Origin of the sequence: Nostoc sp. UHCC 0252 (assembly GCF_034931145.1) — a bacterium.
In the GTDB taxonomy this organism is placed as follows: Bacteria; Cyanobacteriota; Cyanobacteriia; order Cyanobacteriales; family Nostocaceae; genus Nostoc.
In genome coordinates this window covers 17905-44175 of sequence record NZ_JAYGHE010000003.1, presented here as the reverse complement: position 1 = coordinate 44175, position 26271 = coordinate 17905, and the positions used below count along the sequence as shown (strand labels likewise).

Here is a 26271-nt window from a genome sequence, read left to right as displayed (position 1 = left end):
CCCCTGCTCCCTGCTCCCTGCCCCCTGCTCCCTGCTCCCTGCCCCCTGCTCCCTGCTCCCCCTCCATTCTACGGGCAACGAGGATGAATCCCCCCTTGAGTACAAATGTATGCTAATTGCTTGGGATCTAAATTTTTGGCTTGAGAAAAATCAACCCCTTGAACTACGGCAGATACTGAGCCTAAATCTGGAGTTTTGACAAATTGATCTGCTGGATCTTCTTTGCTAGGAGCGAGAATTGCCCCCTTAAAATCTGCTCCTGCTACATTTGCCCCCCGTAAATCTGCAAGACTTAGGTCAGCGTTTTGTAAGTTAACGTTTTCCATCTGGGCAGAACGCAAAACGGCACCAGCTAAACGAGTGGCGCTCAGGTTAGCATTGCTGAGATTAGCACGATCCAAATAGGCTCCTGATAAATCTGCTCCTTGCCAATCAGTGTTAGTTAAGTTGGCAAAGGATAATTGTGTTCCTATAGCAGTGACACGACCTAATCGGGCCGCGTACAGATTGGCTTCGTTCAATTTAGCATCGCCTAAATCAGCCCCAGTTAGGCTGGCTTTTTCCAAAACTGCGTTTCGCAGATCGGCTCCTACTAGTTGGGTGCTGTTGAGTTTAGCATCATATAGACGGGCGTTGGATAAGTTGGCTCTGTTGAGAGTGGCGCGGCTTAAATCGATCCGGTTCATCAAGACGCGACTAAGGTTAGCATCAGTCAGATTAGCTTGCTGCAACTGAGCTTGGCTTAAATCAGCCATCACATCGTCGTAGGTATCCCAGCGTCCATCTTCACCCACACCCCGAAAGCGGGTACCCTTAAAGCTGGCTTGGTTAAGATTTGCAGATTTAAACTTAACTCCTGATAAATCAAGGTTGTCTAGCACCAAGTTAAAGAATGAGCTTCCTGGAGTACCGCTTTGACCTAATTGGGTGCTACTAAGGTCAACGCCTTCCATTTTTCCGCTATACACAGAGAGAATTTTGTTGATCGTTCTCTGGTTTCTTTGTAGCCGCCCTTGTCGCAAATCCCGTTCTTGGGTTGCAGTGCTGCCCACAGATTCCAGTTCGCTAACCAAAAACTGATTCTTATTTTTTAATTCGGGGATGGCTTGAGGCCCGACAGTTGTCAAAGCTTGTTGAATCGTATCCAGGAGGCTGGGGTTGGTTTCACTAACCAATAAATCCGCCAGATATTTAATAGATTGTGGATCGTTAAGACCACCCATAGCCAAAATTGCACTTTGGCGTTGCTCATTAGTCGCCCCAGAGTTGGAATCCAATTGGTTGCGAAGTTCGCTGAACTGTTGGCTATTAATTTGCTTAGTTGCTCGCTGGGATTGTTGAATTTGGATATAAACTTGAGTACCGATTAAAGTTGCCAACACAGCAGTCATACTCGTAAGCCCTACCCCAAACAAAGTTAGGTTAGGATTTTGCTGTATCCGCCGCCACAGGTTGGGTGAATTGTTGGTTTCATCTACCGCTAATTCTTCTCCCTCTTGCCCTTCTGCTTCATCATCACCACCAGCAGATTGATTTAGTCTGTTGTTAGCTAAGAGCGAAGATGGTAAGGGGCGAGTCGCATCTATTGTATAAGTGCTTGCAAGTTGATCGTGTAGTGCGCGACGACCCCGACGCGACGGTAAGCCTATCCCTTCACCCACAATCATTAATAAAGACAAAAATGTGAATAATCCTAAATTTGGGAAAGCAAAGCTGTAGCGCCACAGCAGATAGGCGATGGAAATGGGTACAGTCCAACGTCCAACTCCTTCTCTAATGACAACTGCCCCCAATCCGGGCGGCTTCCCTTGCTCATTCACAACCCGCACTTTGAACCAACGTTTCGGAATTGTCCTACCAGTTTTAGCCAGTAAGTACAATTGCCACCACGAAAGGGTTACAGGCGCTAATAGGGCGATTGTCCACAAAATATTAGTCGGCCATGCTACGTTACGGATGCCATAGCTCACAGGCAGAGCTAGGGGTCTAGCGATCGCTCTTTCCGTAACTACTAGCACGGGGTTAAGGGGCACTCGGTTCAGATCGCTTCTAGAATTGGCATATACACCAATGCCGAAGGGAATCAACCCACTGGCAACCACTAGTGTGATTTCAGCCGCCCAAGCAGCAAAACGTCTACTTGCTAGCAACAACGAACTGGCTCTTTCCGGTTCTTTTGACTGACCAGATTGATTACTACTTCTCCTGACAATTGGTGATGTCATCGAATAATTCCCTTTGATATTATTTCTACGCCGCGATCGGCACAATTAAAATAGACTCAGCTAATCGGCAAAAAGAAAAGCATATTGAAATAGAATTTAGGAGTTATGAGTCAAAAACCTTTTGTATTATGGCTCCTGATTTTCATAACTCCGGGCAAATTGCCAAGTAATGCATATCAACTTATTGCTTACGTTGAAAGCTACTAGACACAAAAAATTTGTATCCAACATACACTAACGCTGCCAAAAGTGCCAGAGTTATTATAGATGCAACTAGTTTAAACACTGTTTGCAGCATCGCCAAGCCGACTAGCAGCGTCACACCCGAAACTACCAGCTTTTTTGTCCCAGATAAGCCGTTGAACCAAATCTTAAATCGCTCCAGTTGCAAGTTCAAGTTAGCAAAAACAGACTGAGGCATCTGTTTTTGTCCTTGTGGTTGAGAAACAACCCCAGGTGGTGAATTAATTTCTGCCTCTAGCTTATCGAGGCGACGCTGTAATTCTTCTTCTGGTTGAGGATTCATAAATCTTTATCTACCTCAGCTAGGTAACTTATTTAGACAACAAACCAACTAAATTCTATTTTTGATGGTTGTCTTAGGATTTTAGCTAATGTCTGTGTATGCAACACCTTTGTAACAGGTAAAAATTATGTTTTTTTGTTGTTTTCTACTAATAGATATTTTTTATGCGGGATTTTGACTACTTAAAGATGTAAATAATACTACTGTACTTAAGCTGATTTGTTAGATATGAAGTACAGAAAAAACTAAAATTGCAAAAGAAAGCACGTATAAAGCCAGGATAATTAGTGTGATTTACGTAAGTGAATTATCGAAACAGTGATGCTTCTAATACTTGCTAAAGATTTTGTTAGACAAGCGATCGCCAGCAATCATCATACATAAGTTAATTTGCATGACAGATGTAGAGTCTTTACTTGGCAACATATCTACATCTCGTCTTCACAAACAATTTTTAATTTGATGGTATCAGGTTATACGGTAGCTTTTGGAACCAATATCAATTTGTATCGTCAATTAAATTAGACCATATAACAATATTGCTCTAAAAATCTGGAGCATTAATTAAAATGAAAACGCTTCGGCTACTTGCAATTGTTCCCACAGCTTTGGTGATGAGCTTGTTTTTTGCTGAGGCTAATTTGGCAGAAACACCAAAAGTCCAAATAAATCGGGCTTTCCAACCAGATCCACTGGTTTTGAACGGAAAGTCTGGGGGAACTGTCAAAAGTAATTGTGGCAATATTACCACTGAACCCAGCCAAGTTATCCAAGTTACAGAGTCGCTACCTTATTTACGATTAACAGTAGAAAGTCAAGGGAAGCCAACGCTGTTGATCGACGGGCCGGGGGGACGTTTTTGTGTAATGGCAGATAGTTCCTCTGGAGGCAAGGCAGAGCTTCCTGGTTACTGGCAAGCAGGAAGATACACGGTGCATGTGGGCGAACTATCCCAGCAGCAGTTTAACTACACCCTCTCAATCTCGCAACAAAACAAATAGTCATTAGTCATTTGTCTTTTACTAATAACCAATGACTAATGACCAATGACTAATCTTCAAGTGATTTGGCTGGAACTTCGACAGCAGTGACATCAATTGTGCCTTCTGGTGTGAAGCGCTGAAAATGACTATTTTGTACTAACAGCGACTCACCGCAGTTAGGACACTGTAACTGACTGTTGTTTAAACCCGTAAATTCATAACTACAGACGGGACACTGATCGGCAACCAAGTTGCGTTGCAGCCACCAACGAAAACCAAAAAAAGCCACAACGGGTGCTAAAAAAAGCAACCCGACAATAATTAATAACGAATTAACCAACCAACCCAAGCCCAGTGATGCCAGCAACCAAGCAACTGCTAGCAGGGTGAGCCAAGGGCGGAGATTTAAAAGATTCAATTGAAATGACTTAAAGCTCATTTTTTAAATGTCGTCCTGCTCTCCTTCTAGGATAGCGATTTTAGTTATTGGTCATTTGTTATTTTGACTTAATGACTGAGGATAGGAGCATTTTTTGCAGGTGCTGTTGGAAGGCATCTATGCCAAACAGAGCGATCGCTTGTTCTCGCAACCACTCTCCATCACATCGTTGGTCATCCCCTTGAAGCATTTCTATACAAGCTGCTGCTACAGCATCAGGATTGCGGTGTGGTACTCGCCATCCTAGTTTACCATCCTGTAAGGGGTCAGCCGAGCCATCGTCATCACCGGATAAGACCGGCACTCCACAAGCCATTGCTTCTAGATAAACAATGCCAAAGCCTTCCTGTGAAGGCATGATATAGGCATCAGCAAGACGGTAATGTTCCATTAATTCTTCTGTGGCAACGAAACCAGCAAAGATGACGCGATCGCTCACACCTAAATCGTTTGCTAGCTGCGCTAATCGCGGTTGATCATCACCACGACCAATTACTAAATATTTCACTTCTGGGAAAACCTGAGCAATTTGTGGTAATGCCCGAATTGTGACATCTACACCTTTGTAAATATCCCCTGACCATAAGCGTGCTACTGTCATTAACACCTTAGAACCAGTTAAGCCATATTTTTGAACTAATTCTGGCTGCTTGGAACCTGGAGTAAATTTATCCCCATCAATTGCACAAGGCATCATCTCTACCATTTTGGGGTTTAGACCATTGGCAAGGCAAGCGCGATCGCGGCTGTAGCGGCTAATTGTCCAAATTCTATCTGCTGATTTCAGGGCGCGGTGTTCTTGATTTTTTAGAGGTTCCCAGACTTCTTTGCCGTAAGTTAGCACGGTGTAAGGAATTCCCAAGGGCTGGCAAAGAGTTTGGACTAATACTGCTAAGTTAATATGACCGCAAAAAACTTGCTGCGGACGATTTTGCAATAGACACTTAAGTAAAGCTGCTGCCATTTGCAGCCTCCCCAAATGAGGAGACTGATTTTTAAAGTAATGAAATTTTAAATTCTCAGCTTCAAACGGATTTAACCTATCAGGGCTATCTCGCAGCAAAAAAACTTCCGCCTTGTAAGCTTGGCTCAATCCCAGATAGGCGCGGAAAATATCTTTTATATATGATTGAATACCACCTTCGTGAGCAAAAATTTCTAAAAACACGAAGACATGGTTAGTTTTTTTGTTAACTTTATTACCTAACTTGAGGTTTTCCGTCACTGTACTGGTGTGCATATTAGGTTATGAGAAAAGGCAAGAGGCAAAGGAAAAGAAGTATGGATGAAACCCAGTTCCAAAAAGATACTGTTACGAGACACGTTATAACATGATACAAAGTGTTCACATTTTAACTCCCACTTCCATTTTTAAGCGTGAGTAATTCCTCTTGCCTTCTGTCTGCTGCCTTCTGCCTCTGCCTTCTCAATTACACTTGCGATAAGGGCGCGATCGCACCGCTTTGTAACCGCTCTAAATCTGTTTTTACCATTTTTTCTAAGAGTTCCGCAAAGCTTACTTGAGGTTCCCAGCCAAGATTCCTTTTAGCTTTACTGGGGTTAGCTACTAGTTGAAAATGCTCATCTTGTCTCAATAAACTAGTATTTAAAACTATATGATTCGTCCAATCCAATCCTACAGAGTCAAAAGCTGTGGCAACTAAATCTCTAACACTGTGCAGTTTCCCAGTACCAATCACATATTCTTCTGGCTCATCGACTTGCAACATGAGCCACATAGCTTCTACATAATCTCCTGCAAAGCCCCAATCGCGTTTGGCATCTAGATTACCCATTTCTAAGGTGTCAGTTAAACCCAATTTAATCGATGCGGCTGCTAAAGAAACTTTTCGGGTGACAAACTGAGGTGCGCGTAGGGGAGACTCATGGTTATATAAAATTCCACTACAGGCAAATAATCCATAGCGCTGTCTATGATGCACCATTGTCCAGTGGGCGTGCATCTTCGCCGCAGCATAGGGGTTTTTGGGACGAAAAGGCGTTTCTTCGTCTTGAGGCGAAATAAATACATCGCCAAACATTTCTGAACTGCTGGCTTGATAAAATCTAGTAGACAAACCAACCTGTCGTACTGCTTCCAAAAGTCTGGTAGCAGTACCAGTAATCAAATCTAGGGTTCCCAACGGATCGTTCCAAGAGTCGGGTACAAAACTGGGAGCCGCCAAATTGTAAATTTCTTGGGGACGCAGTTGTGCAACTGCGGTCAACAGTGCCGCACTATCCCTTAAGTCAACCGTAAAAATCTCTACCTGATTTGCCAGTGTCCCCAGCTTTGTCAAATTAGGTTGGCGATGGGGCGGCACTAATCCTACAACTCTGTAACCACGGTTGAGAAGCAAATGGCTGAGATAGTAGCCATCTTGACCAGTTATTCCTGTAATTAGGGCTGTTTTAGTCATATCTGTCCCCTATTCTCCCTATCTCTTTTAAGCACTAAATCACACTTGTTATGAGAACAAAAATTCAGGCTCTCAACGCTGCTGACAAATCTTAACAAGGGAGCTAGTGTAACTCGAATGCTATCTTTACTGTATTCACTAAATTCTTTTTATACAAAATTATTTTTTGATATTTTACAAAAAAATCATAATAACTAAGCAATTTCACCTAAAAAACACATTCCTTCACTTGAAATACTATTGAAGTAAAGTATACTTTTATCAATCAAGTAACTATATATTAGAGCAGAAACCCCTTCTGCTTATGCTTTTGTTTTAAAGTGAGTGGCTTAACTTCACTTTTACTTTTGTGCTTCTACAGAGTATTTAACAATGAGGAGGCAATTTCTACCATCTGCACCGCGTTCGTAGACAACACGATCTGCCAACCGTCGCAGGAGAAACCATCCATACCCGCCTACTTGTAGAGTACCTGGGGCTGGCTCTGCGATCGCATCGGGATTAAAAGGTTTTCCATAATCCCAAATTCTAATCTCTAGCCGATCAATCCACAGATCAACGTTAATGTCAATGGTTGTTTCTGGGGGTAAAGCATGATGAGCGTGGCGAACAGCGTTGGTAAAGCCTTCTGCTAATGCTAAATTGAGGCGATCGAGTTGAGTTTTTGACCAGCCAAGTTGAGACAAATGTTGCAGACAAAATTGCTCAAACCATTCTTGCACCTGGTTTAGGAGAGTGAGTTCGCTCTTAACCTTCAGATGGTCTTGCTGCACTATAGTAAACATTAACTGTGACTTAAATATAAATAAACCTAAGTTGCTAGTTATTAAATTTTGCACTATTCGCCAAACTTCTTTGATATAGAAAAATCTAAATTGGGATATTTTGTGTACCAAAATACAAAACGTTAACGATTTTGGCATTTCAGGGGTTGTAACTAGCAACTTACATTAATTAAGTAAAAAATGTTTATATTTGATGACTTTAGCATCAGTCATGAGGCGTTAGCCTTCCCATTAGATATTCTTAGTCGGAAACTAGGAACTCGTAGTCAAGAGACTGGGCTAAGTATAATGAATTTTATAATTGTTAAACGCGAAAATTGTCAATGCAATGAGGCTTAATCCCGGATTTCTCACCACACCTCGAATGGAGGAGTAATGAGTAGTGAGTAAGGAGTAATGAGTAAAATTCTTAACTTATTACTCATTACTTATTACTTATACGCAAAGCAGCTTGTGAGAAATGCGGGTTAATGTCCTATTGATTGAAGACTATTAATCCCCACCTGACAAAAAGTTGTTCGCGTCGCGTCTTGTCAAGAGGGTGGGGACTTCCGCAATCCCGTTAAAATTGACGCCTGTAGATTTTTTTCAAAAGCACATCATCATACACTCTTGAAACTTACAGGCGTCAAAGCACTTTGTGGTGACTAATTTAGAATAGTCCCAAGGTCAAAGATTTATCCAATGGCAAAGCAGCACCAACACCCAGCCAGATGGTGACAAGAGTACCAACGAGGAAGACTGTGGTTGCAACTGGACGGCGGAAGGGGTTTTGGAACTTGTTAACGTTCTCAATAAAAGGAACGAGAATTAGCCCAACTGGTACAGAACCCATTGCTAACACTCCTAAAAGTTTGTTAGGAAGCGATCGCAAAATTTGGAAGACTGGATATAAATACCACTCTGGTAAAATTTCCAATGGTGTGGCGAAAGGATTTGCTGGTTCACCGGTCATTGCGGGATCTAGCACAGCTAGAGCCACAATTGCAGCGAAGGAACCCATGATCACGATTGGAAAGACATAAAGTAAGTCATTAGGCCAAGCGGGTTCACCATAGTAATTGTGACCCATGCCTTTAGCGAGTTTAGCTCTTAACTGAGGATCGCTCAGGTCAGGTTTTTTTTGTGTTGCCATTTTGAAATGTGCTCTCCTGCTTAAGTTAAATTAAAGCATTTGTGAAGGCTATCAGCTACTAGGCAACCCTAGCAGGCGGGAAGCAACGTTTTGTTTTTCTACGGTCAGCCGCCTGGAGGGAATTTACAGCTTTAGACTTCAGATACAAGTGTTTGTTTGTTGAAACTTATGTGTGTGCAATTAAATTTATTGTGTTTCATAAGTTTAAAACAAACAACTTCATCTGAAAACAGACAAATCTTGCCTTTCGCTAATAACTGAAATTACAAAGGCCCGGAAATACCTTGCTTGCGGATCATCAAGAAGTGGAACAGCATGAAGACTGCAATTAACCAAGGCAGTACAAAGGTGTGTGCGCTGTAGTAACGAGTTAGTGTTGCTTGACCAACACTTGAACCGCCGCGCAGCAGGTCGGAGATCAGAACGCCAACTACAGGAATTGCTTCTGGTACGCCACTAACAATTTTTACAGCCCAGTAGCCAACTTGATCCCAAGGTAGGGAATAGCCGGTGACTCCAAAGGAAACTGTAATCACAGCCAGGATGACACCACTTATCCAGGTCAGTTCGCGGGGCTTTTTGAAACCACCAGTCAAATAAACGCGGAAGGTGTGCAAAATCATCATCAATACCATCATGCTGGCAGACCAGCGATGGATGGAGCGAATTAGCCAACCGAAGTTGACTTCATTCATGATGTACTCCACTGAAGAGAAAGCTTCAGTGACTGTTGGCCTGTAGTAAAACGTCATGGCAAATCCAGTGGCAAACTGGATGAGAAAGCAAACCAGGGTAATTCCACCCAGACAGTAGAAGATGTTGACGTGGGGAGGGACGTACTTACTAGTAACGTCTTCAGCGAGTGCCTGAATCTCCAGGCGTTCCTCAAACCAGTCGGAAACGTTGGCCATACAATCTCAAGTTCCTAAAAGTCGGTTGCGGTTGATAAATCCCGAAGTTCTAAATTGGCGACTAAAATTCTGCTGGTTCCCAGCCTCGGCATCCTGCGGGTTCGCCCAAGGGGTTGCCGCAGGCTAGGGTGACAACAGAATTGTCTAAGGACTTCTCATAAGCCGCCTCTTAATGACTTCTCTCCCAATTAGCAATTTTGGGATTTTAGTAAAGGCGAGTTTTTTCTTTTGCTTGTTAGCTTTCAGCGTGCGAAGAATCTTCAGAAACTTTACACTCTGTAAAGAAGGAATATATTGCGATCTCTTTACGCCCCTGCACAGAAAATGGTGGACACAAAGTAGATTTTATCCTTTCGTGAGTGGATACAACGCATCAGTTGACTGAACAACTTGATGAGAAGAATGCACCACTTCTATAAAAAAAGTAACATAATCGAGAGATAGATTTCATCAACAACAGGGCAACTGAGCATTTATAGGCAATTTCGGTTGAGGTGGAATTGATAATGGGGTTCATGAACAAACAAGTCTTTCGGGTTGGATTTTCATTGTTAATGGCGTTTTGGTTGGCGTTTGGTACGCTTACCCAGCCTGCGGCGGCTTTAACGGGCGAACAAAAGCTGGTTTCGGAAGTTTGGCGAATTGTTAATCGCACTTATCTAGATGAGACTTTTAATCATCAAAACTGGGCGGCTGTGCGGCAAAAGGTTCTAGAGAAGCCGCTCCCAGACTCAAATGCCAGTTATGCGGCAATTGGGAAGATGCTTAAGAGTCTTGATGACCCTTTTACCCGCTTTTTAGACCCGGAGCAGTACCGCAGCTTACAAGTCAATACTTCTGGGGAACTGACCGGGGTAGGATTGCAAATTGTCCTGAATCCTGAGAGTGGGAAGTTGGAAGTAGTGGCTCCCATAGCAGGTTCACCGGCAGATAAAGCGGGGATTAGACCACGCGATCGCATTCTCAAAATTGAAGGCGTTTCTACAAAAAATCTGACCCTAGATGAAGCTGCGACTAAAATGCGCGGCCCTAGTGGCAGCCTTGTTACTCTCCTGATTGAACGGGACGGAGAGCCAGAAACGGAAATTAGACTAACGCGCGATCGCATTGCTCTTAACCCCGTGGTTTCAGATTTGCGTGTTTCCACGGAGGGAACGCCCATTGGCTACCTACGTCTTACTCAATTTAATGCCAACGCTTCAACGGAATTGGCACACGCTATTTCTAGTCTAGAAAAAAAAGGCGCTGCTGCCTACATTCTCGATTTACGAAATAATCCTGGGGGGTTATTGCAATCAGGAATTGAAATTGCCCGTCTGTGGTTAGATTCTGGTACTATCGTCTACACTGTTAACCGACAAGGTATTCAGGGTAGTTTTGAAGCCTTTGGCCCAGCCCTAACGGACGATCCTCTGGTGATCTTGGTGAATCAAGGAACTGCCAGTGCTAGCGAAATTCTGGCAGGCGCACTCCAAGATAACGATCGCGCCCAGTTGGTAGGCGAAACGACCTTTGGAAAGGGTTTAATTCAATCCTTGTTTGAATTATCAGATGGTTCGGGCTTGGCAGTGACAATTGCTAAGTATGAAACTCCTGAACACCGAGATATTAACAAACTAGGTATTAAGCCGGATAAAGTTATTTCCCAACCAGCTATTAACCGCGAACAGATTGGCACCGAAGCGGATCTGCAATATCAAGCAGCAGTCGAACTTTTGGTGAAAAACTCGGTGGTGGCAGGAAAAGCATGAAGAGTGCTGAGTTCTGAGTGCTGAGTTCTGAGTGCTGAGTGCTGAGTAGGGAATCTCACTTATTACTCAGCATTCACAAAGGCATAGTTAGGGCAGCGACAATTTATTTTTATCCTAGAGTAACTGCGATTTTCTCGTTTATACCAACAATGGTAGCTGAATCACAAATTCTGCTCCTTCGCCAAGTTGAGAATTCACCTCGATCGCTCCGCCATGTTTTTCTACAATAATTTGACGGGCGATCGCTAACCCTAATCCTGTTCCTTTCCCAACAGCTTTTGTCGTAAATAAATGGTCAAATATTTGTGATTTGACTTGTTCAGTCATCCCTTTACCATTATCAGCAATGGCAATTTTAACTAGATTATTTTCGACTGAGGTTGTAATTGTAATGCAGTTAGGATGAGCTTTATTTTCTTCAAAAGAGCGTCCCTGATTAGATTCATCTAATGCATCAATAGCATTTGCAAGCAAGTTCATAAATACTTGATTTAATTGACCAGGAAAACATTCAACCTGGGGCAAATTACCGTAATTGGTGACAATTTCAATAGCGGGACGTTGTTCGTTAGCTTTTAGACGATGTTTGAGAATGAGAATGGTGCTATCAATGCCTTGATGGATGTTAAATGGTACTTTGTAATCTCGATCGGCACGAGAGAAAGTACGTAAACTGGTGCTGATGTTTTTCAGGCGATCGCACGCCATAGACATAGAATCAATCATCTTGGGAAAATCTTCTAAACTATAATCCAAGTCGATTGATTCGGCGTGGTCAATGATTTCATCATTTTTGTTGGGTAAACTTTCTTGATAAAGCTTTAAGTGTTCGATAATATCAGTAAACGTTGGTTTAGCTTGTTTTAAACTGGCAGCAATAAACCCAAGAGGATTATTCATTTCGTGAGCAACGCCAGCAACTAAGTTACCCAATGCAGACATTTTCTCGCTTTGCACCATTTGTAATTGAGCTTGTTGTAAATCTTGCAATGCTTGTTGCAAATCTTCTGATTTTTGCTGCGATTCGGCGAATGACTCCTCTAGCTGTTGGGCATAGTTCTGCGATCGCTCATACAATTGAGCATTTTCCAAAGAAATCGCCGCCTGAGCGCAAAGTAAATTGAGCAGTTCGACGCGATCGCTTGTAAATGCTCCCGTAACTAAACTATTTTCTAGGTACAACACCCCCAGCAACTTCCCTTGATGCAAAATCGGGCTACACAAGATACTCTTGGGCTGCTGACGCATGATATAGGGGTCATTGGCTAAGGTTGGATCGACTGTTGCATTAAGTAGCACAGTAGTCTGCCTGTTGTGCTTGACTTTGTAAATCAGCTTCAAAGGAATATCCTGACTTTCTTCAACCGGAAGGCGCTGCAACACGACTGGCTCTGACCCCAGGGTAATTGACCCTTTAATTAGCAGGCGATCGTCTCGCAACAGCATGAGTACGCATTTATTAGCCCCGGCATTTTTGATGACGATAGAAAGCAACGATGAAAGTAGTTTATCGAGTTCGATTTCACCGGAGATAGCTTGGGAAGCTTCGAGAATAGCTTTTAAATCTAGGGTATCCGAGACACTGCTAGAGGTAGATGTGACACTCTCCAATGCAAAGATAGTTTCCCTAGTGGAGAACAAAGAACGGGTTTGTTGTAATATGGGAGCAAGTAGTTGAGGATAGCGTCGTTCCAAGTCAGCAACCTTAGCTTTAGCACCCCAGCGAGAATATGCGTAATAAGCTTCAATCATGTAGTCCCCAGCTATGCGCTGTCTGCCCCAGTCGAGGTAAAATTTTGCTGCTAATTCGTTGGCTAAACCTTCTTCTTGAATATAGTCATTTTCTTTAGCACCTGCGATCGCGCGATCGTAGCTATCTCCTGCTTCATAATTCTTGCCTAAAACCCGATGTTGTTCAGCTTCTACTAGGTCGTATTTATGTTGAAAGTTCATCGGTGCGGAAACTGCACGATGGTGGAGTATGGCTTGATTTTTGGAAACCCGCTCCAGCAGTTCGGTTTTGTCTGTGGCTTCGGTATGGGTAGCCAGTGCTGTCAGGGAATCGTAAAAGTAAAAAACTAATTCGCTAATCCCGCTTCCTGCAACTGCTAGGGTTTGACGCACTTCTATTGCATCTTGAATTGCCTGTGGATATTGATTGAGGAGATAGGAAGTAGTCAGGCTATAGACCCAATAATAATGCAATCCAATTAAATCATTAGTAGCGGTGAGTTCGGCGTGTATTTGCTCTGTTTTATTTGTCAAAGTTGACTGGTTTTGACTATTTTGGAGCCGCTCAACTGCTTGTAAAACAATGTAAGAGTAGTTTAAAGATGTTTTGAGATTGAGCTTGGATAGGGTATTTAAATAAGGTTCTGTTTCTGTCACCAAAGTATTTAAATCCTTACCAGTTATATAAACGCACTGACACATATGGTGGACGTGATAGCCTGCAAACTCTGAATCGCCGACTTCCTGGGCTGTCTGGAAACCTTCCCTGTATAAAGCTAAACTGTTGCAAAAATGAGATTTATAATGGATAAAAAATGCGGCCAGGAGAAGATTAACTTTTGGCTGCATAAAACGTGCATTGAGTTTTGCCACTAATTGTGATGACATCTGAGCAAAGTCATAAGCTGTATCCAAATCCCCTAACATCTTGCTCAATAAAACCGCATAGTTAGTGTAACTAAAGGCTGATAGGGAGTTATTGCCTTTCTGAATCGCCAATATAACTTGAGTCAGAACAATAAATGAAAATAGTTGGGAAGCAGAAAGATAGGCTGCACCGGTAACACTAGAAAGTAACTGCATAATTGCCAATGCTTCTGGTTCTGTCATCACCGGCAAATCGAGTAAATCTTCAGCAGTTCTACCATTAAGCAATTCCGTTACCTTTTCTACAGCCGATGTTATATCTGTCGGTGTCGGTTGCTCTGGAAGATAAGTATTAAATTTGGTTAAAGCAGTCTGGGCAATCGCGATCGCCTCTTGAAATCTCCCCTGGGTTGTATAGGCTTGAATCTGGATTTCGTAGGCTTTGACGTATTCGGTCGCTTGGAGATTTGCAGCTAAAATTACCTTTACTCCCTGCTCAATTTGCTCGTAATTACCGCATAAATACGCCGCTTCTGTTGCTCCTTCCTGCAATCCTAATATCAGGCTGGTTTGGGTCTGCCAAGCACCATCAGACAGTAAATTTATACCTGTAGTGAAATATTTGAAAGCTGGTTCGTAAGCATTCGAGGCTTTAGCTTTGCGTCCAGCAATTAGATTAAGTTGGGCAAGATTATCTTTTTCCGATTGGTCAAGGATAATTGCGATCGCCCTGTTCCAATGGTTGACAATCTCGAAAATCTTGGCTTCTAGTTCGGTGTCTGGGGTGCTTTGTCGCAGCAACCGAGCGATCGCTAAATGAGTGGACTGTTGTTGATCTTCTGGAATCAAGGAATAGGCCGCTTGTTGAACGCGATCGTGTAAAAATTTATAGGTAACAGGTTGTTGATTTTCTTGTGTAACTACTTGGTTTTCTTGCCCAACATAAAACTTATAAACATCGCTAATTGGTAAAATCAACCCTTCTTGTAATGCTTTCCACAAAGCAGTAGCCGTTTCGGCTTGGCATTGTTGTGAAACAATTGCCAAAGTTGCTAAATCAAAAGAGTTGCCAATACAAGCAGATAACTGCAAGACATTTTGAGTTGATGGTGGCAGTTTTTGCAATTGAAAACTCATAAAAGCCACAACATCATCTGTAACCGATTGAGTCGTTACTTGTGCAATGTCACATTGCCAAAAACCTGAAGTAAAATCAAATTGAATGAGATTTTCTTGATGCAATGCTTTCAGAAACTGGGTTGCAAAAAACGGATTACCTTGAGTTTTTTGATATACCAGTTGAGAAAGAGTCCATGCCAAATGTTCTGGACATTTGAGTGTGTCAGCAACTAGCTGATTGACTTTTATTTGACTCAATGGTGCTAACGTAATTGTATTAATCGTTGCTTGGTTTTTTTGACTTTCATTCAAAGTCAACATTAATGGATGTCCCGGATCTACTTCATTATCACGGTACGCACCAATTAAGAAAAGATGATTTGTATGAGCCATTAATAGCTGGATTAACTTCAGTGATGCTGAATCTGCCCATTGCAAATCATCAAGGAACATTACTAAGGGATGTTCTGCACTGGTAAAGACTTGAGTAAATTTTTGAAATAATAAATTAAATCTATTTTGTGCTGCTGTTCCTGATAATTCTATGGCGGGTGGTTGTTCACCAATAATTTTTGATAATTCGGGGATGACTTCAATAATTACCTGTCCATTTTCGCCAACGGCTGATAATACTTTATTTTTCCATTCCAGAACTTGAACGTCACTTTCTGTTAGCAATTGCTCCATCAAATCCCGGAAGGCTTGGACAAATGCAGAGAAGGGAATATTGCGTTGAAATTGATCATATTTTCCTTTGATAAAATAACCGCGTTGCCGCACAATTGGTTTATGAACTTCGTTAACAACTGCTGTTTTTCCAATCCCTGAAAAACCAGCTACCAGAATCATTTCTGTTGCACCGAGACAAACTCTCTCAAAGGCTTGCAGTAGGGTTTCAACTTCGGTTTCTCGTCCATAGAGTTTATCAGGGATGATGAAGCGATCGCACACATCCCTTTGTGCAATTTCAAAAGCGTTTATTACACCATTAAGTTGTAGCTGATGTAAACAATTTTCTAAATCAAACTTCAGTCCCAACGCACTCTGATATCTATCTTCCGCATTCTTTGCCATCAATTTCATCACGATATCTGAAATCACCTGCGGTATCTCATCTCTGATAACTAAAGGAGGTTGTTTTGCAATATGAGAATGTACCAACTCCATTGGATCGTTTGATTGAAATGGCAAAACTCCAGTAAGTAACTCGTAGAAAGTCACACCCAGAGAATAAAAATCAGTTCGGTAATCAATCCCCCGATTCATTCTGCCCGTTTGTTCTGGGGAAATATAAGCAAGTGTCCCTTCTAAGACATTGGGGTTGATGAGTGTCTGCGTTTCTCGTGGTAGTAAGGAGGCGATACTAAAGTCGATTAATTTAACTTGTTTGGTTTCTGGATTAATTAAAATATTGGCAGGTTTGATGTCTTTATGAATAATTCGCTCCCGATACAATATATCTAAGGTGTTGCAGAGAGCGATCGCAATTCGCAAAAACTCTTCACTAGACGCGATATATAGCGTCTGGTCAGAGGTGAAATAATCTTTAAGAGAAATTCCCCCAAAGTCTTCCATCACCAGCGCATAGCCATTTTGGTACGCTTCCAGGCTATGAGTTTGAACGATCAGGGGTGAGTTAAGATTTTTGGCAATGGTGTACTGATTACGAAACGACAAGAGTTCAGAGAAGCTGGGATAAGGATTTTTCAGCAGTTTAATCACTACTGGTAATGAGTCAGTCTCTCGATACCCTCGATAAACTAGGGTTCTGGAACCATTGTAGAGTTCCTCGCTGATGCGATATCCGGGAATATTGACAAGAGTGCTAATCATGCTGCTAAATCTTTAAGACTTCCAGATTTAGTATTCCCAGATATCTGAAGTTGTTTACCAAAAATCACTAAAAATCATACCGGAATTTCAATGATAAATTCGGTTCCTTCACCCAAAACCGAGTTAAAATTCAATTTTCCGCAGTGGGTTTCTTCAACAATTTGACGCGCGATCGCCAATCCTAATCCTGTGCCTTTTCCGACAGCTTTTGTCGTAAATAAATGGTCAAATATTTTTTGTTTTACTTCTTGAGACATTCCCTTTCCATTGTCAGCAATTGTAATTTTTACACCTTTAATTTCTAGCCATGTTTTAATTATTATGCGGTTAGGATTAATCTGAATTTCCTCAAAGCTCCGATTTGTATTTGATTCATCCAATGCATCAATAGCATTTGCTAAAATATTCATAAATACTTGATTTAATTGTCCAGGATAACACTCAACTTGAGGTAAAGTGCTGTACTCAGTTATCACTTCAATTGCTGGACGTTGCTCGTTACCCTTGAGACGATGTTTCAAAATTAAAATCGTGCTGTCGATGCCTTGATGAATATTAAACGGCACTTTATAATCTTTGTCGGCACGGGAGAAAGTTCGTAAACTGGTGCTGATATTTTTTAGCCTGTCGCACGCCATAGTCATAGAATCAATCATCTTGGGTAAGTCTTCTAAGCTATAATCCAAGTCGATTTCTTCGGCGTGGTGAAGAATTTGATCATTTTTGTTGGGTAAACTTTTTTGATAAAGCTTTAAGTGTTCAAAAATATCAGCAACAGTGGGTTTAGCTTGCTTGAGACTAGCAGCTATAAAACCAAGGGGATTATTCATTTCGTGAGCCACACCAGCAACTAAATTCCCCAGCGCTGACATTTTTTCACTTTGGACAATTTGTAATTGGGCGTTTTGTAAATCGTTCAATGCTTGTTGCAAATCTTGTGATTTTTGCTGCAAGGCAAGTTCAGCTTGTTTGCGCTCGCTAATATCTCGCATTACAACCACCGCACCGGCTTTGTTACCCGCAGGATCGAAGATCGCTTGTCCACTAGCTAACAAAATTCTCGTAGAACCATGCTTTGGCGCAATTACCATTTCGGCATTTTCGACTATTTCCCCTTGCAAGGCGCGAAACAAAGGAATTTCGGTTTTTAATAGAGGTGTTTGACCATCAGGTTGATAAAGATCGAAGTATTCTGCCCATTCTTCTGCTGGTAATGATTCTAGTGGTAAGCCATGAAATTCACGAGTTGCTTTGTTAAATAGAGTCAATTTACCATTAGCATCGCAAACAACAATTCCATCTGTAATATTGTGAATAATGGCATTCAAAAACTCTCGTTCTTTGGCTAGAGATGCTTCCGCCTGTTTGCGTAAGCGCAGCTCGTTGTAGACATCGCTAATATCAATCATCACCCCATCCCAGACGATTGCGCCATCGACTTGTCGCTCTGGCCGAGCAAGAGATTGAATCCATTTGACGGTTCCTGAAGGCAGCATAATCCGACATTCTATGTCAAATGGTGTCAGATTTTGGGCAGAGTAGGCGATCGCTTGGGCAATAGCTCCTTGATCGTCAGGATGATTCATGTCGTAAAGGCTATGCGTCCCTGCCATCACCAACTCTGGCTCTAATCCATACAAGTCGAAACAGCCAGAGCTAACGTAGGGTGTTGAAGTTGAACCGTCGGCTGCCAGACGGAATTGGTACACCATCCCAGGAATATTATTCGTCAGATTTTGAAAGCGAATTTCACTAGCCTGTAATTTTGCTAGAGATTGTGTTAGCTGTTGAGCATAGTTCTGTGAATTTCGATAAAGTCGCGCATTTTCTAGAGAAATTGCAGCTTGGGCGCAAAGTAAGTTTAGCAGTTCGACGCGATCGCTTGTAAAGGCTCCAGTTGCTAAATTGTTTTCTAAGTACAAGATGCCAAGCAACTTACCCTGATGCAAAATCGGACTGCACAAGATACTCTTGGGCTTTTGTTGTTGAATGTAGGAATCATTGATTAATTGTGGATGCACAGTAGCATCAACAATCACTGCTGGTTGTAAGCTGCGTTTGACAGTATTAATTAAACCAACTGGCAGATCCTGAGAGTCTGCAACAGGCTCTGGGTTGAGCAACATTGAGTCAAAATTCACCTGGGCAATTTGGTTGTTTTTTACAGGACTAAAGGAAAGCTGTGCTAGCGCCTGAATCATTAAACGGCCTGACTCCAAAAGCATGAACACACACTTATCAGCCCCCGCATTTTCAATGACGATATGCAGCAATACCGAAAGCAGTTTTTCGAGTTCAATTTCGCCAGAAAGAGTTTGAGAAGCTTTGAGAATGGTAGCTAAATCTAAAGCAAGAGAGATGCTACTACTGCTGGAAGTGGCGGAACTGGTGGAGGTGACACTCTCCAAGGCGAAGATAGTTTCGTTAGTTGAGAGAGAAGAGGTTTGCTGGAGAATAGGGGCAAGTAATTGGGGATAGCGTTTTTCCAGATCGGCGACTTTGGCTTTTGCACCCCAGCGAGCATAGCCGTAGTAGGCTTGGGTCATATATTCCTGAGCAATCCGTTCTTTGCCCCAGTTGAGGTAAAATTTAGCGGCTAGCTCGTTGGCGAGTGCTTCTTCTTGGATGTAGCCGTGTTCTTTAGCAAGAGCGATCGCGCGATCGTACAAATCTATTGCCTCGCCTTTGTTGCCTTGCACTCGCTCTCGTTCCGCCTCCACTAGATGAAACTTGTGCAAGAAATTCATCGGCGCATGAGTTGCCCAGTATTTGAGTTTTTCTTGATTGGCAGCGATGCATTCTTTTATTTGCTGCTGTTCTGGGACTGAAAGTTGCTCAAACCATGCTAGGTGGGCTAAAGACTCATAAAAATGAAAGATTGGTACATAGAAAAAAGCTAGGACAGCATCCAAATACTGTTTTGCCTGCCCAGCTTCTTGTACAGCTTGTTCAAAATCGGAAAACAGATAAGATACAACCAGTTTGTTAATCCACAGCAATGCTAGTCCGGTGCGATCGCCTGCTGCTTCATGTAATGGAAGTTGATGCTGTTCATTGTAGGCTGCACCGTCCAACACCAACACGTTATCTGCATCGCCGATTAAATTGAGCAAAATTTGTCGAATCAACTGGGAATAAGTCAGACTTAGATTTTGCTTGAGGTGCTTGAGTGCTTCACAATATCCGGCAACTTCTGACTCCAGTTGTGTTAAGTTTTGTCCGGCAAAATAGGAGTAAAAACCGTAGTTATACGCAGAGTAAGCCGCGAAAGTCAAATCGCCCACATCTAAACAACTACAATAGGTAATCTGCAAGGGATTTAATATCTCACGCAGGTGCATTTTCCAATGTCTTGTGTACAAATAAACTAGTAATAAAATTTTCCCTTTCAATTCCGAATTTTGATAACGTGAAAGTAGGTCGAGGGCTAACTGACCGAATTCATAACCCAATTCAACGTTTCCGACCACACCACACATCAATATTCCATAAGAGGCATAGCTAAAGGTCGAGGTTGACTCATTGCCATACACGACAGACAGATAAACCTTTTTTAAAATTAGCAGTAAATACAGCAGTGGCACAGACACATAAGCGGCGGGTGCTACCGATGTCAAAATTCGAGCCGCCGCCACGATGTTCTCATCCCTTGCTTGGCTGAGGTTGAGTAACTCGGCAGGTAAGCGCTCTCCAATCGCATCTGAAACGATACTAAAGGCTGTTGCCACGTCATCCTGGGTTGGCGCTGTGGGCAGTTCCACTCCCAATTGCTTTAAAATGGTAAGTGCTGCTGCGATCGCCTGGGTAAATTGACCCTGGGCGGTAAATGCCTCAATCTTCACCTCATAAACGCTGATTTGATCTAAGGGAGTTTTGGCGTGGTTTAGAATTAGGTTAGCAAAGGCTAGCATCTCTTCTAAGTCACCGCTCAGATAGGCGGCTTCTGTAGCGACTTGATGGAGTGCTAGGGTCAAATCATACTGATGTTGCCAACTGTTTTGGGACAGTAACCCTATCCCTACCTGAGCGTATTTGCAAGCAGCAGCATAGGCGGTTGCAGCTTTTGCTTTGCGACTTGCCATCAAGTTAAATTGCGCCAATGCTTGACGTTCTGTAGGTTGGGCAATCAATTCAGCTGCAATGTTAAGTTGACTAACGATTTCAAAAATACGTTCTTCCCGATTGCTTTCGGGGATGTTACTCAAGAGTAACTGCCCAATTTTTAGGTGAGTTGCCTGTTTTTGCTCCTCTGCGATGAAGGAATAGGCAGCTTGCTGGACGCGATCGTGTAAAAATTTGTAAACGCAGGTATCAACCTTCTGTGTTGATGTTTGGACAGTGGTGGCTGATGTTTCAGTTTGATAAAACTTGTAGACTTCATTCGTTGGAATGATAAATCCTTCTTGCAATGCTTTCCACAAGTCGGAAGCGGTTTGAGTCTGCGACTTTTCAGAAACGATCGCCAATGTCGCCAAATCAAATTGATTGCCAATACAAGCCGCCAGTTTCAAAATATCTTGAGTGGTGTCGGGCAACTTCTGAAGTTGTTGGGTCATAAATTCCACTACATCATCGGTGACAAGCGATGTCTGACTACAAGCTGCTACGCGTCTACGCACTTCCCCGACATTACACTGCCAAAAACCCACCTCCCAATCAAAGGTAATCAGCCCATCTTCATGCAGCGCTTTCAGAAACTGAGTCGTGAAAAAGGGATTGCCTTTAGCTTTTTGATAAACCAACTCTGTCAACGGCAATGCTTGTTCAGTAGTGCAACTGAGGGAGTCGGCGATTAAATGGTTAACATCTGTTTGACTTAAGGGAACTAGGGTCAAAGTATTGACGCAGGAGGATGCTTTTTCAATTTCATCTATTGTCAACATCAGTGGATGAGCGGCAAACACCTCATTATTGCGGTATGCGCCAATAATGAATAGATAACCGCTATCACTCTGCATCAATAACTTCAGCAAATTCAGCGATGCCGAATCTGCCCACTGCAAATCATCGAGAAACATCACCAAGGGATGCTCTCTTGTTGTGAACACCTGAATAAACTTTTGGAACAGCAAATTGAAACGGTTCTGTGCTGAACCACCCGATAGTTCGGCAATGGTAGGCTGTTTGCCGATCATCTGTTCCAATTCTGGAATCACCTCGATCAAAACTTGTCCATTCTCTCCAACTGCCGCTAAAATCTTTTTTTGCCATTGCTCCAGTTGAGTATCGCTTTCACTAAGCAACTGTCCCATCAAGTCACGAAAGGCTTGCACAAAAGCAGATAGAGGAATGTTGCGGTTAAATTGGTCGTACTTGCCCTTAATAAAGTAGCCGTTCCACCGGACAATCGGCTTATGCACTTCATTAACAACTGCGGTTTTGCCAATGCCAGAGAAACCTGCCACCAGCATTAGTTGGGAGCCACCATTAGCAACATAGCCAAATGCCTCCAGTAACGTCCGTACTTCTGATTCCCGTCCGTAGAGTTTTTCGGGTATCAGAAAGCGATCGCTGATATCTCGCTGTCCCAATTCAAACCAGGTGTGCTTGCCTGTTTTTTGCCTCTGTTCAAAGCAAGTCACTAGGTCATGTTTAATTCCCATTGCACTTTGATAGCGATCTTCGGCATTCTTCGCCATCAGTTTGCGGACAATCTCTCCCAGCATTAAGGGCAAATCGGGGTTGAAATCGCAGAGAAAGGGTGGATGTTTTGCAATGTGGCAATGCACCAACTCCATCGGTTCATGGGAATCAAAGGGCAATTGTCCACTCAGTAGTTCAAAGAAAGTCACACCTAATGAATAAAAGTCGCTGCGGTAGTCAATGCCTCTGTTCATCCGTCCGGTTTGCTCCGGCGACAGATACGCTAGGGTTCCCTCCAATCCGTTGGGACTTTGGATATCCTGGGTTTCTCGTGGTAGGAGTGAGGCAATACTGAAGTCAATCAGTTTGATTTCTTTGGTATCAGGATGAATCAGGATGTTGCTTGGTTTAATATCTTTGTGAATGACACGCTGTTGATGTAACTGGTGTAAGGTGTCTAGTAGTTGCAGGGCAATAGCAAGGAATTGCTCTAAGGCTAGTGGTTGCCCTTGGGTAAATTGTCGCAAGGAAATGCCACCAAAGTCCTCCATTACCATGACATAGCCATTGTGATAAGGTTCTAAGTTGTAGGGTTTAATGATACCAGGAATATCTAGGTTATTGGCGATCGCATATTGGTTGCGAAACTGGATTAATTCGCTAAAACTCGGGTATTTTCGTTTTAAGAGCTTGATGACAACTGGTTGGCGATCGCATTCTCGTACTGCCCGATACACATAAGTTCGAGAACCTGAATAAAGTTGCTCTATGATTTGATAGCCAACAATTCTTAAAGTTTCATCAACTTTTGCGCTCATAATTTTGTCCCATAATTCCTTGTCTCAGGCTTAGAATTCCCCATAAAACATCCTGCTTAACAAGCATTAGATAAATTTATTTGTATTTTTATTTAGCATTGGGGAATGAAAAATTAGCCTTTGAGCTTCGTGAATGAGTCTTTATTGAAGAAAAATTCAGAAGTCAAAATTCAGGATTCAGAATTAAGGGCACAAGATAAAAGGGAGGAATTATTATGTCTGCCAAAAGAGTTTAGAGCAGGTAAATTTATTTATAAACAAAAACAAAAAAAAACAAGATACGTAGTAAAAGAAAAAAGACATCATTATTACTATTAAATCCCTTAATTGAAGAAGAATTCGGCTTTTCTGAATGGGCTAAACCTTAGCTATCCGCTAATAGGAGTCAGAATCAATCAGTCGAGGATTCAGACCGCGCAGGAATTGTTGCACCGCCAAATTTTCAATTTGCTGGGGGTTTTCAACCTGATTATTCATCCGCCAGTCATACAGAATACTCAACTGAATTCTGACGACTGATGCATGTATTCTGTTCGATAAATTTAGGGTGATTTCCCCTGAAGAACTCCAAAAAATAAATTCTCCAATTTTTGAACTTTTCTGAACTTCACTACAACCTTCCCTACCTCCTACAATTTGGTTAAAGTAAAGGCTGTGTTTGCAGTAAAGTTGATAAATCTAGAAATGTAAGCTGCTTATAAGCTTGATCTATGAAACGCTTACCTCTAAGAAAGCCTGTATTTGCCCCTGGACAAATATATTTGAGAGTTTCAGGTGTAAAACGTTCTAATAAAAACTGAAGACTCTTAATTTGTCGCCCCCAGTGAAAGGTTTTAGCTGTTCGTAATGGTATTGGTTCACCCTTCTGATTAGGAACTAAATGGCGACCAGAAAATAATATGCCTCCAAGCTCACTGCCAAGCTCACTGTAGTATAGGCAAGATGAGCCAGGGGAATGGCCTGGTGTCCAAATCACTTGTGTTGCAGCATCAAGAGTGAATTCCTGGCTAAAGGTAGTTACAGTTACACCCGGTAATAAATAAGCTTCTTGTTCTTGTATAAGTACCTCGCACTCAAAGGTTTGCGGGATTTCAGCAGCCTTGCCAATAGCGCCTCGATGGGTGAGAAATAACCAACGCACACCTCCATGCGCGGCTAAAAAATCTAGATTTGTTTGGTCTAAGGCAGGGCAATCTATGAGGATATTGCCTTCATTTCTTACAATAAAATAAGAGGTTCCTCCTAATGTGTCCCGATTGGGTGGAAAAGCAAAAATGCTCTCTGGTGCAAATTCCGATTGCAGAGAACTTCCGCTAGGAACTTCGTCAGTGAATACAGCCCGTGGTGGCTTAGTTGTATGACTCGGCTGCTGAGGTAAAGGGCACATAATAAAAGAACCGACTGAGGAGTTGTGGATAATCTAGTTACAGTGAAGAAATTCTCAAAAATTCTATAGCACTGTTAACCGTTCGGAAAAATTAGGGTTTGAGGTCTGCCTTGTAGTTAATGCTATGGTGCTAAAGCTACTGGTGGGGCGTTTTGTCAAAATTACTGAAGATAATATGGGATTTTGGTTTTTGTTTCTCCTCCTACTGGGGCTAGCTACTTATCTAATGGTGCAGCAAAGTGTCGCTAACATCACCCGCACACCAGTATGGTTGTTATGGCTAGTTTTAATGACACCAGCATTGCTGTTGAGTGGATGGACGCTACTCTATGGAACTAAGCTACCTCCACCACCGTCGCTGTTCATTTCGTCGTTATTTGTTTGCACACTGTTGTACTGGATCTTGTTCCAATGGGGACGGAGAGCGCCAACAAATACACAGACCGAAGCCCAAACCCAAGCCTCAGAATTACAGCCGACTATCCAACCCACCACAGAACCAACAGTGCGTCCGATTGAGCCAACAGAAGAAACCCAACTGCGAAATTGTTTCCCTTGGTCTGTATACTACGTTCAAAATATTGAGTATCGACCACAAGCTGTAATTTGCCGTGGTCAGTTGCGAACTCAAGCTAGCAACGCCTACCAGCAGATTAAGACTAATATTGAAGCACAATTTGGCGATCGCTTTGTGTTGATCTTTCAAGAAGGTTTTAACGGCAAACCTTTCTTTGTGTTAGTTCCAAACACTCAAGCTGCTAAAGAGAAAAATACACCACGGCACAACCAAGAACGCTTAACCCGACCAGGATTAGCACTACTACTACTATTAGCTACTTTGATAACTACTACCTTGGTAGGAGTGGAAATTGCCGGTGTTTCTCTTCCGCCTCTATGGGAAACTGGGTCTTTGTTAAAAGTTCTATCTGACCCAAATGTTCTATTCAAAGGATTACCTTATGCTTTAGGACTGATGACTATTTTGGGAATTCACGAACTTGGGCATTATTTGACAGCTAAATCCTACAAGATTCGCTCAACGTTGCCTTACTTTATTCCCATACCTTTCTTCTTGGGAACTTTTGGTGCATTTATTCAGATGCGTAGTCCCATTCCCAACCGTAAAGCTTTATTTGACATTAGTATTGCTGGGCCAATTGCAGGTTTTGTTGTTACCTTGCCATTACTAATATGGGGCTTGGCTCATTCTGATGTGGTTCCCCTGATTGAAGACAAAGCCCGATTTTTGAATCCTGATGCTCTTAATCCCAAATATTCAATATTACTAGCGTTTTTGTCAAAGTTAGCCTTGGGAAGTCAGTTAACGGCAAAATCAGCCCTTGATTTGCATCCGGTTGCAGTAGCTGGTTTTCTGGGACTAATTGTGACGGCCTTAAATTTAATGCCTGTGGGACAACTAGATGGAGGTCACATTGTCCATGCAATGTTTGGACAACGAACTGCGATCGCTATTGGTCAAATTGCTCGCGTCCTCTTGCTATTACTTTCGTTAGTTCGGGAAGAATTTTTGATGTGGGCGATTATCTTATTATTTATGCCCTTGATTGATGAGCCTGCACTAAATGATGTCACGGAATTGGATAACAAACGTGATGTTGGAGGATTATTAGCAATGGCTTTGTTGATTGTAATTATTTTGCCATTACCGCAGGCGATCGCTAACTTTTTGCAAATTTAAAAAGTCTCAAAATAGCCAGAGAAAAAATATCTCAATTTTCCCCAACTTGCGAGTCAAAT

At 42.4% G+C, this 26271-nt stretch carries 14 protein-coding genes; 3 read left to right on the top strand and 11 right to left on the bottom strand.

Annotated elements, in window-relative coordinates:
• Nucleotides 1-68: 68 nt before the first annotated feature.
• Together VB732_RS02375 and VB732_RS02370 are read right to left on the bottom strand one after the other, a co-directional pair.
• The gene (locus VB732_RS02375) at nucleotides 69-2225 is read right to left on the bottom strand and encodes a pentapeptide repeat-containing protein (protein WP_323229208.1); all 2157 of its coding nucleotides are present in this window, start codon (nucleotides 2223-2225) and stop codon (nucleotides 69-71) included.
• 181 nt (nucleotides 2226-2406) lie between these two features.
• Nucleotides 2407-2751, bottom strand: a complete 345-nt coding sequence (locus tag VB732_RS02370; protein ID WP_323229206.1) for a hypothetical protein — start codon at nucleotides 2749-2751, stop codon at nucleotides 2407-2409.
• A 569-nt stretch (nucleotides 2752-3320) separates the two neighbouring features.
• Here VB732_RS02370 and VB732_RS02365 point away from each other — a divergent pair.
• Nucleotides 3321-3752 (top strand): hypothetical protein, encoded by a 432-nt coding sequence (locus VB732_RS02365; protein ID WP_323229205.1) that lies wholly within the window; start codon nucleotides 3321-3323, stop codon nucleotides 3750-3752.
• 49 nt (nucleotides 3753-3801) lie between these two features.
• Here the strand turns inward: VB732_RS02365 and VB732_RS02360 are convergent, their stop codons facing one another.
• The 6 genes from VB732_RS02360 to petB form a co-directional block, all read right to left on the bottom strand.
• Nucleotides 3802-4173: a hypothetical protein gene (locus VB732_RS02360; RefSeq protein WP_323229204.1), complete on the bottom strand. Its 372-nt coding sequence runs from the start codon at nucleotides 4171-4173 to the stop codon at nucleotides 3802-3804.
• Nucleotides 4174-4231: 58 nt separating this feature from the next.
• On the bottom strand, nucleotides 4232-5413 hold the full coding sequence (locus VB732_RS02355; RefSeq protein ID WP_323229203.1) for a glycosyltransferase family 4 protein: 1182 nt from the start codon (nucleotides 5411-5413) through the stop codon (nucleotides 4232-4234).
• Between the two features lie 190 nt (nucleotides 5414-5603).
• Nucleotides 5604-6593, bottom strand: coding sequence for a GDP-mannose 4,6-dehydratase (locus VB732_RS02350; RefSeq protein ID WP_323229201.1), 990 nt, complete (start codon nucleotides 6591-6593; stop codon nucleotides 5604-5606).
• A gap of 341 nt (nucleotides 6594-6934) precedes the next feature.
• Complete coding sequence (locus VB732_RS02345; RefSeq protein WP_323229199.1) at nucleotides 6935-7378, bottom strand: anti-sigma regulatory factor; 444 nt, start codon at nucleotides 7376-7378, stop codon at nucleotides 6935-6937.
• Nucleotides 7379-8030: 652 nt separating this feature from the next.
• Nucleotides 8031-8513: a cytochrome b6-f complex subunit IV gene (gene petD, locus VB732_RS02340; RefSeq protein ID WP_323229198.1), complete on the bottom strand. Its 483-nt coding sequence runs from the start codon at nucleotides 8511-8513 to the stop codon at nucleotides 8031-8033.
• Nucleotides 8514-8776: 263 nt separating this feature from the next.
• Nucleotides 8777-9424, bottom strand: coding sequence for a cytochrome b6 (gene petB / locus VB732_RS02335; RefSeq protein ID WP_094332660.1), 648 nt, complete (start codon nucleotides 9422-9424; stop codon nucleotides 8777-8779).
• 506 nt (nucleotides 9425-9930) lie between these two features.
• Between petB and ctpA the strand changes: the two genes are divergently transcribed.
• Nucleotides 9931-11175, top strand: coding sequence for a carboxyl-terminal processing protease CtpA (gene ctpA / locus VB732_RS02330; protein ID WP_323229197.1), 1245 nt, complete (start codon nucleotides 9931-9933; stop codon nucleotides 11173-11175).
• A 138-nt stretch (nucleotides 11176-11313) separates the two neighbouring features.
• On the opposite strand, the gene VB732_RS02325 is transcribed toward ctpA, so the two are convergent.
• The 3 genes from VB732_RS02325 to VB732_RS02315 form a co-directional block, all read right to left on the bottom strand.
• Complete coding sequence (locus tag VB732_RS02325; RefSeq protein ID WP_323229196.1) at nucleotides 11314-16725, bottom strand: AAA family ATPase; 5412 nt, start codon at nucleotides 16723-16725, stop codon at nucleotides 11314-11316.
• A 74-nt stretch (nucleotides 16726-16799) separates the two neighbouring features.
• The gene (locus tag VB732_RS02320) at nucleotides 16800-23126 is read right to left on the bottom strand and encodes an AAA family ATPase (RefSeq protein WP_323229195.1); all 6327 of its coding nucleotides are present in this window, start codon (nucleotides 23124-23126) and stop codon (nucleotides 16800-16802) included.
• Nucleotides 23127-23766: 640 nt separating this feature from the next.
• The gene (locus VB732_RS02315; RefSeq protein ID WP_323229194.1) at nucleotides 23767-24513 is read right to left on the bottom strand and encodes an MBL fold metallo-hydrolase; all 747 of its coding nucleotides are present in this window, start codon (nucleotides 24511-24513) and stop codon (nucleotides 23767-23769) included.
• 175 nt (nucleotides 24514-24688) lie between these two features.
• Between VB732_RS02315 and VB732_RS02310 the strand changes: the two genes are divergently transcribed.
• A complete protein-coding gene (locus tag VB732_RS02310) occupies nucleotides 24689-26212 on the top strand; it encodes a site-2 protease family protein (RefSeq protein ID WP_323229398.1) in 1524 nt (507 codons plus the stop codon).
• Nucleotides 26213-26271: the final 59 nt, after the last annotated feature.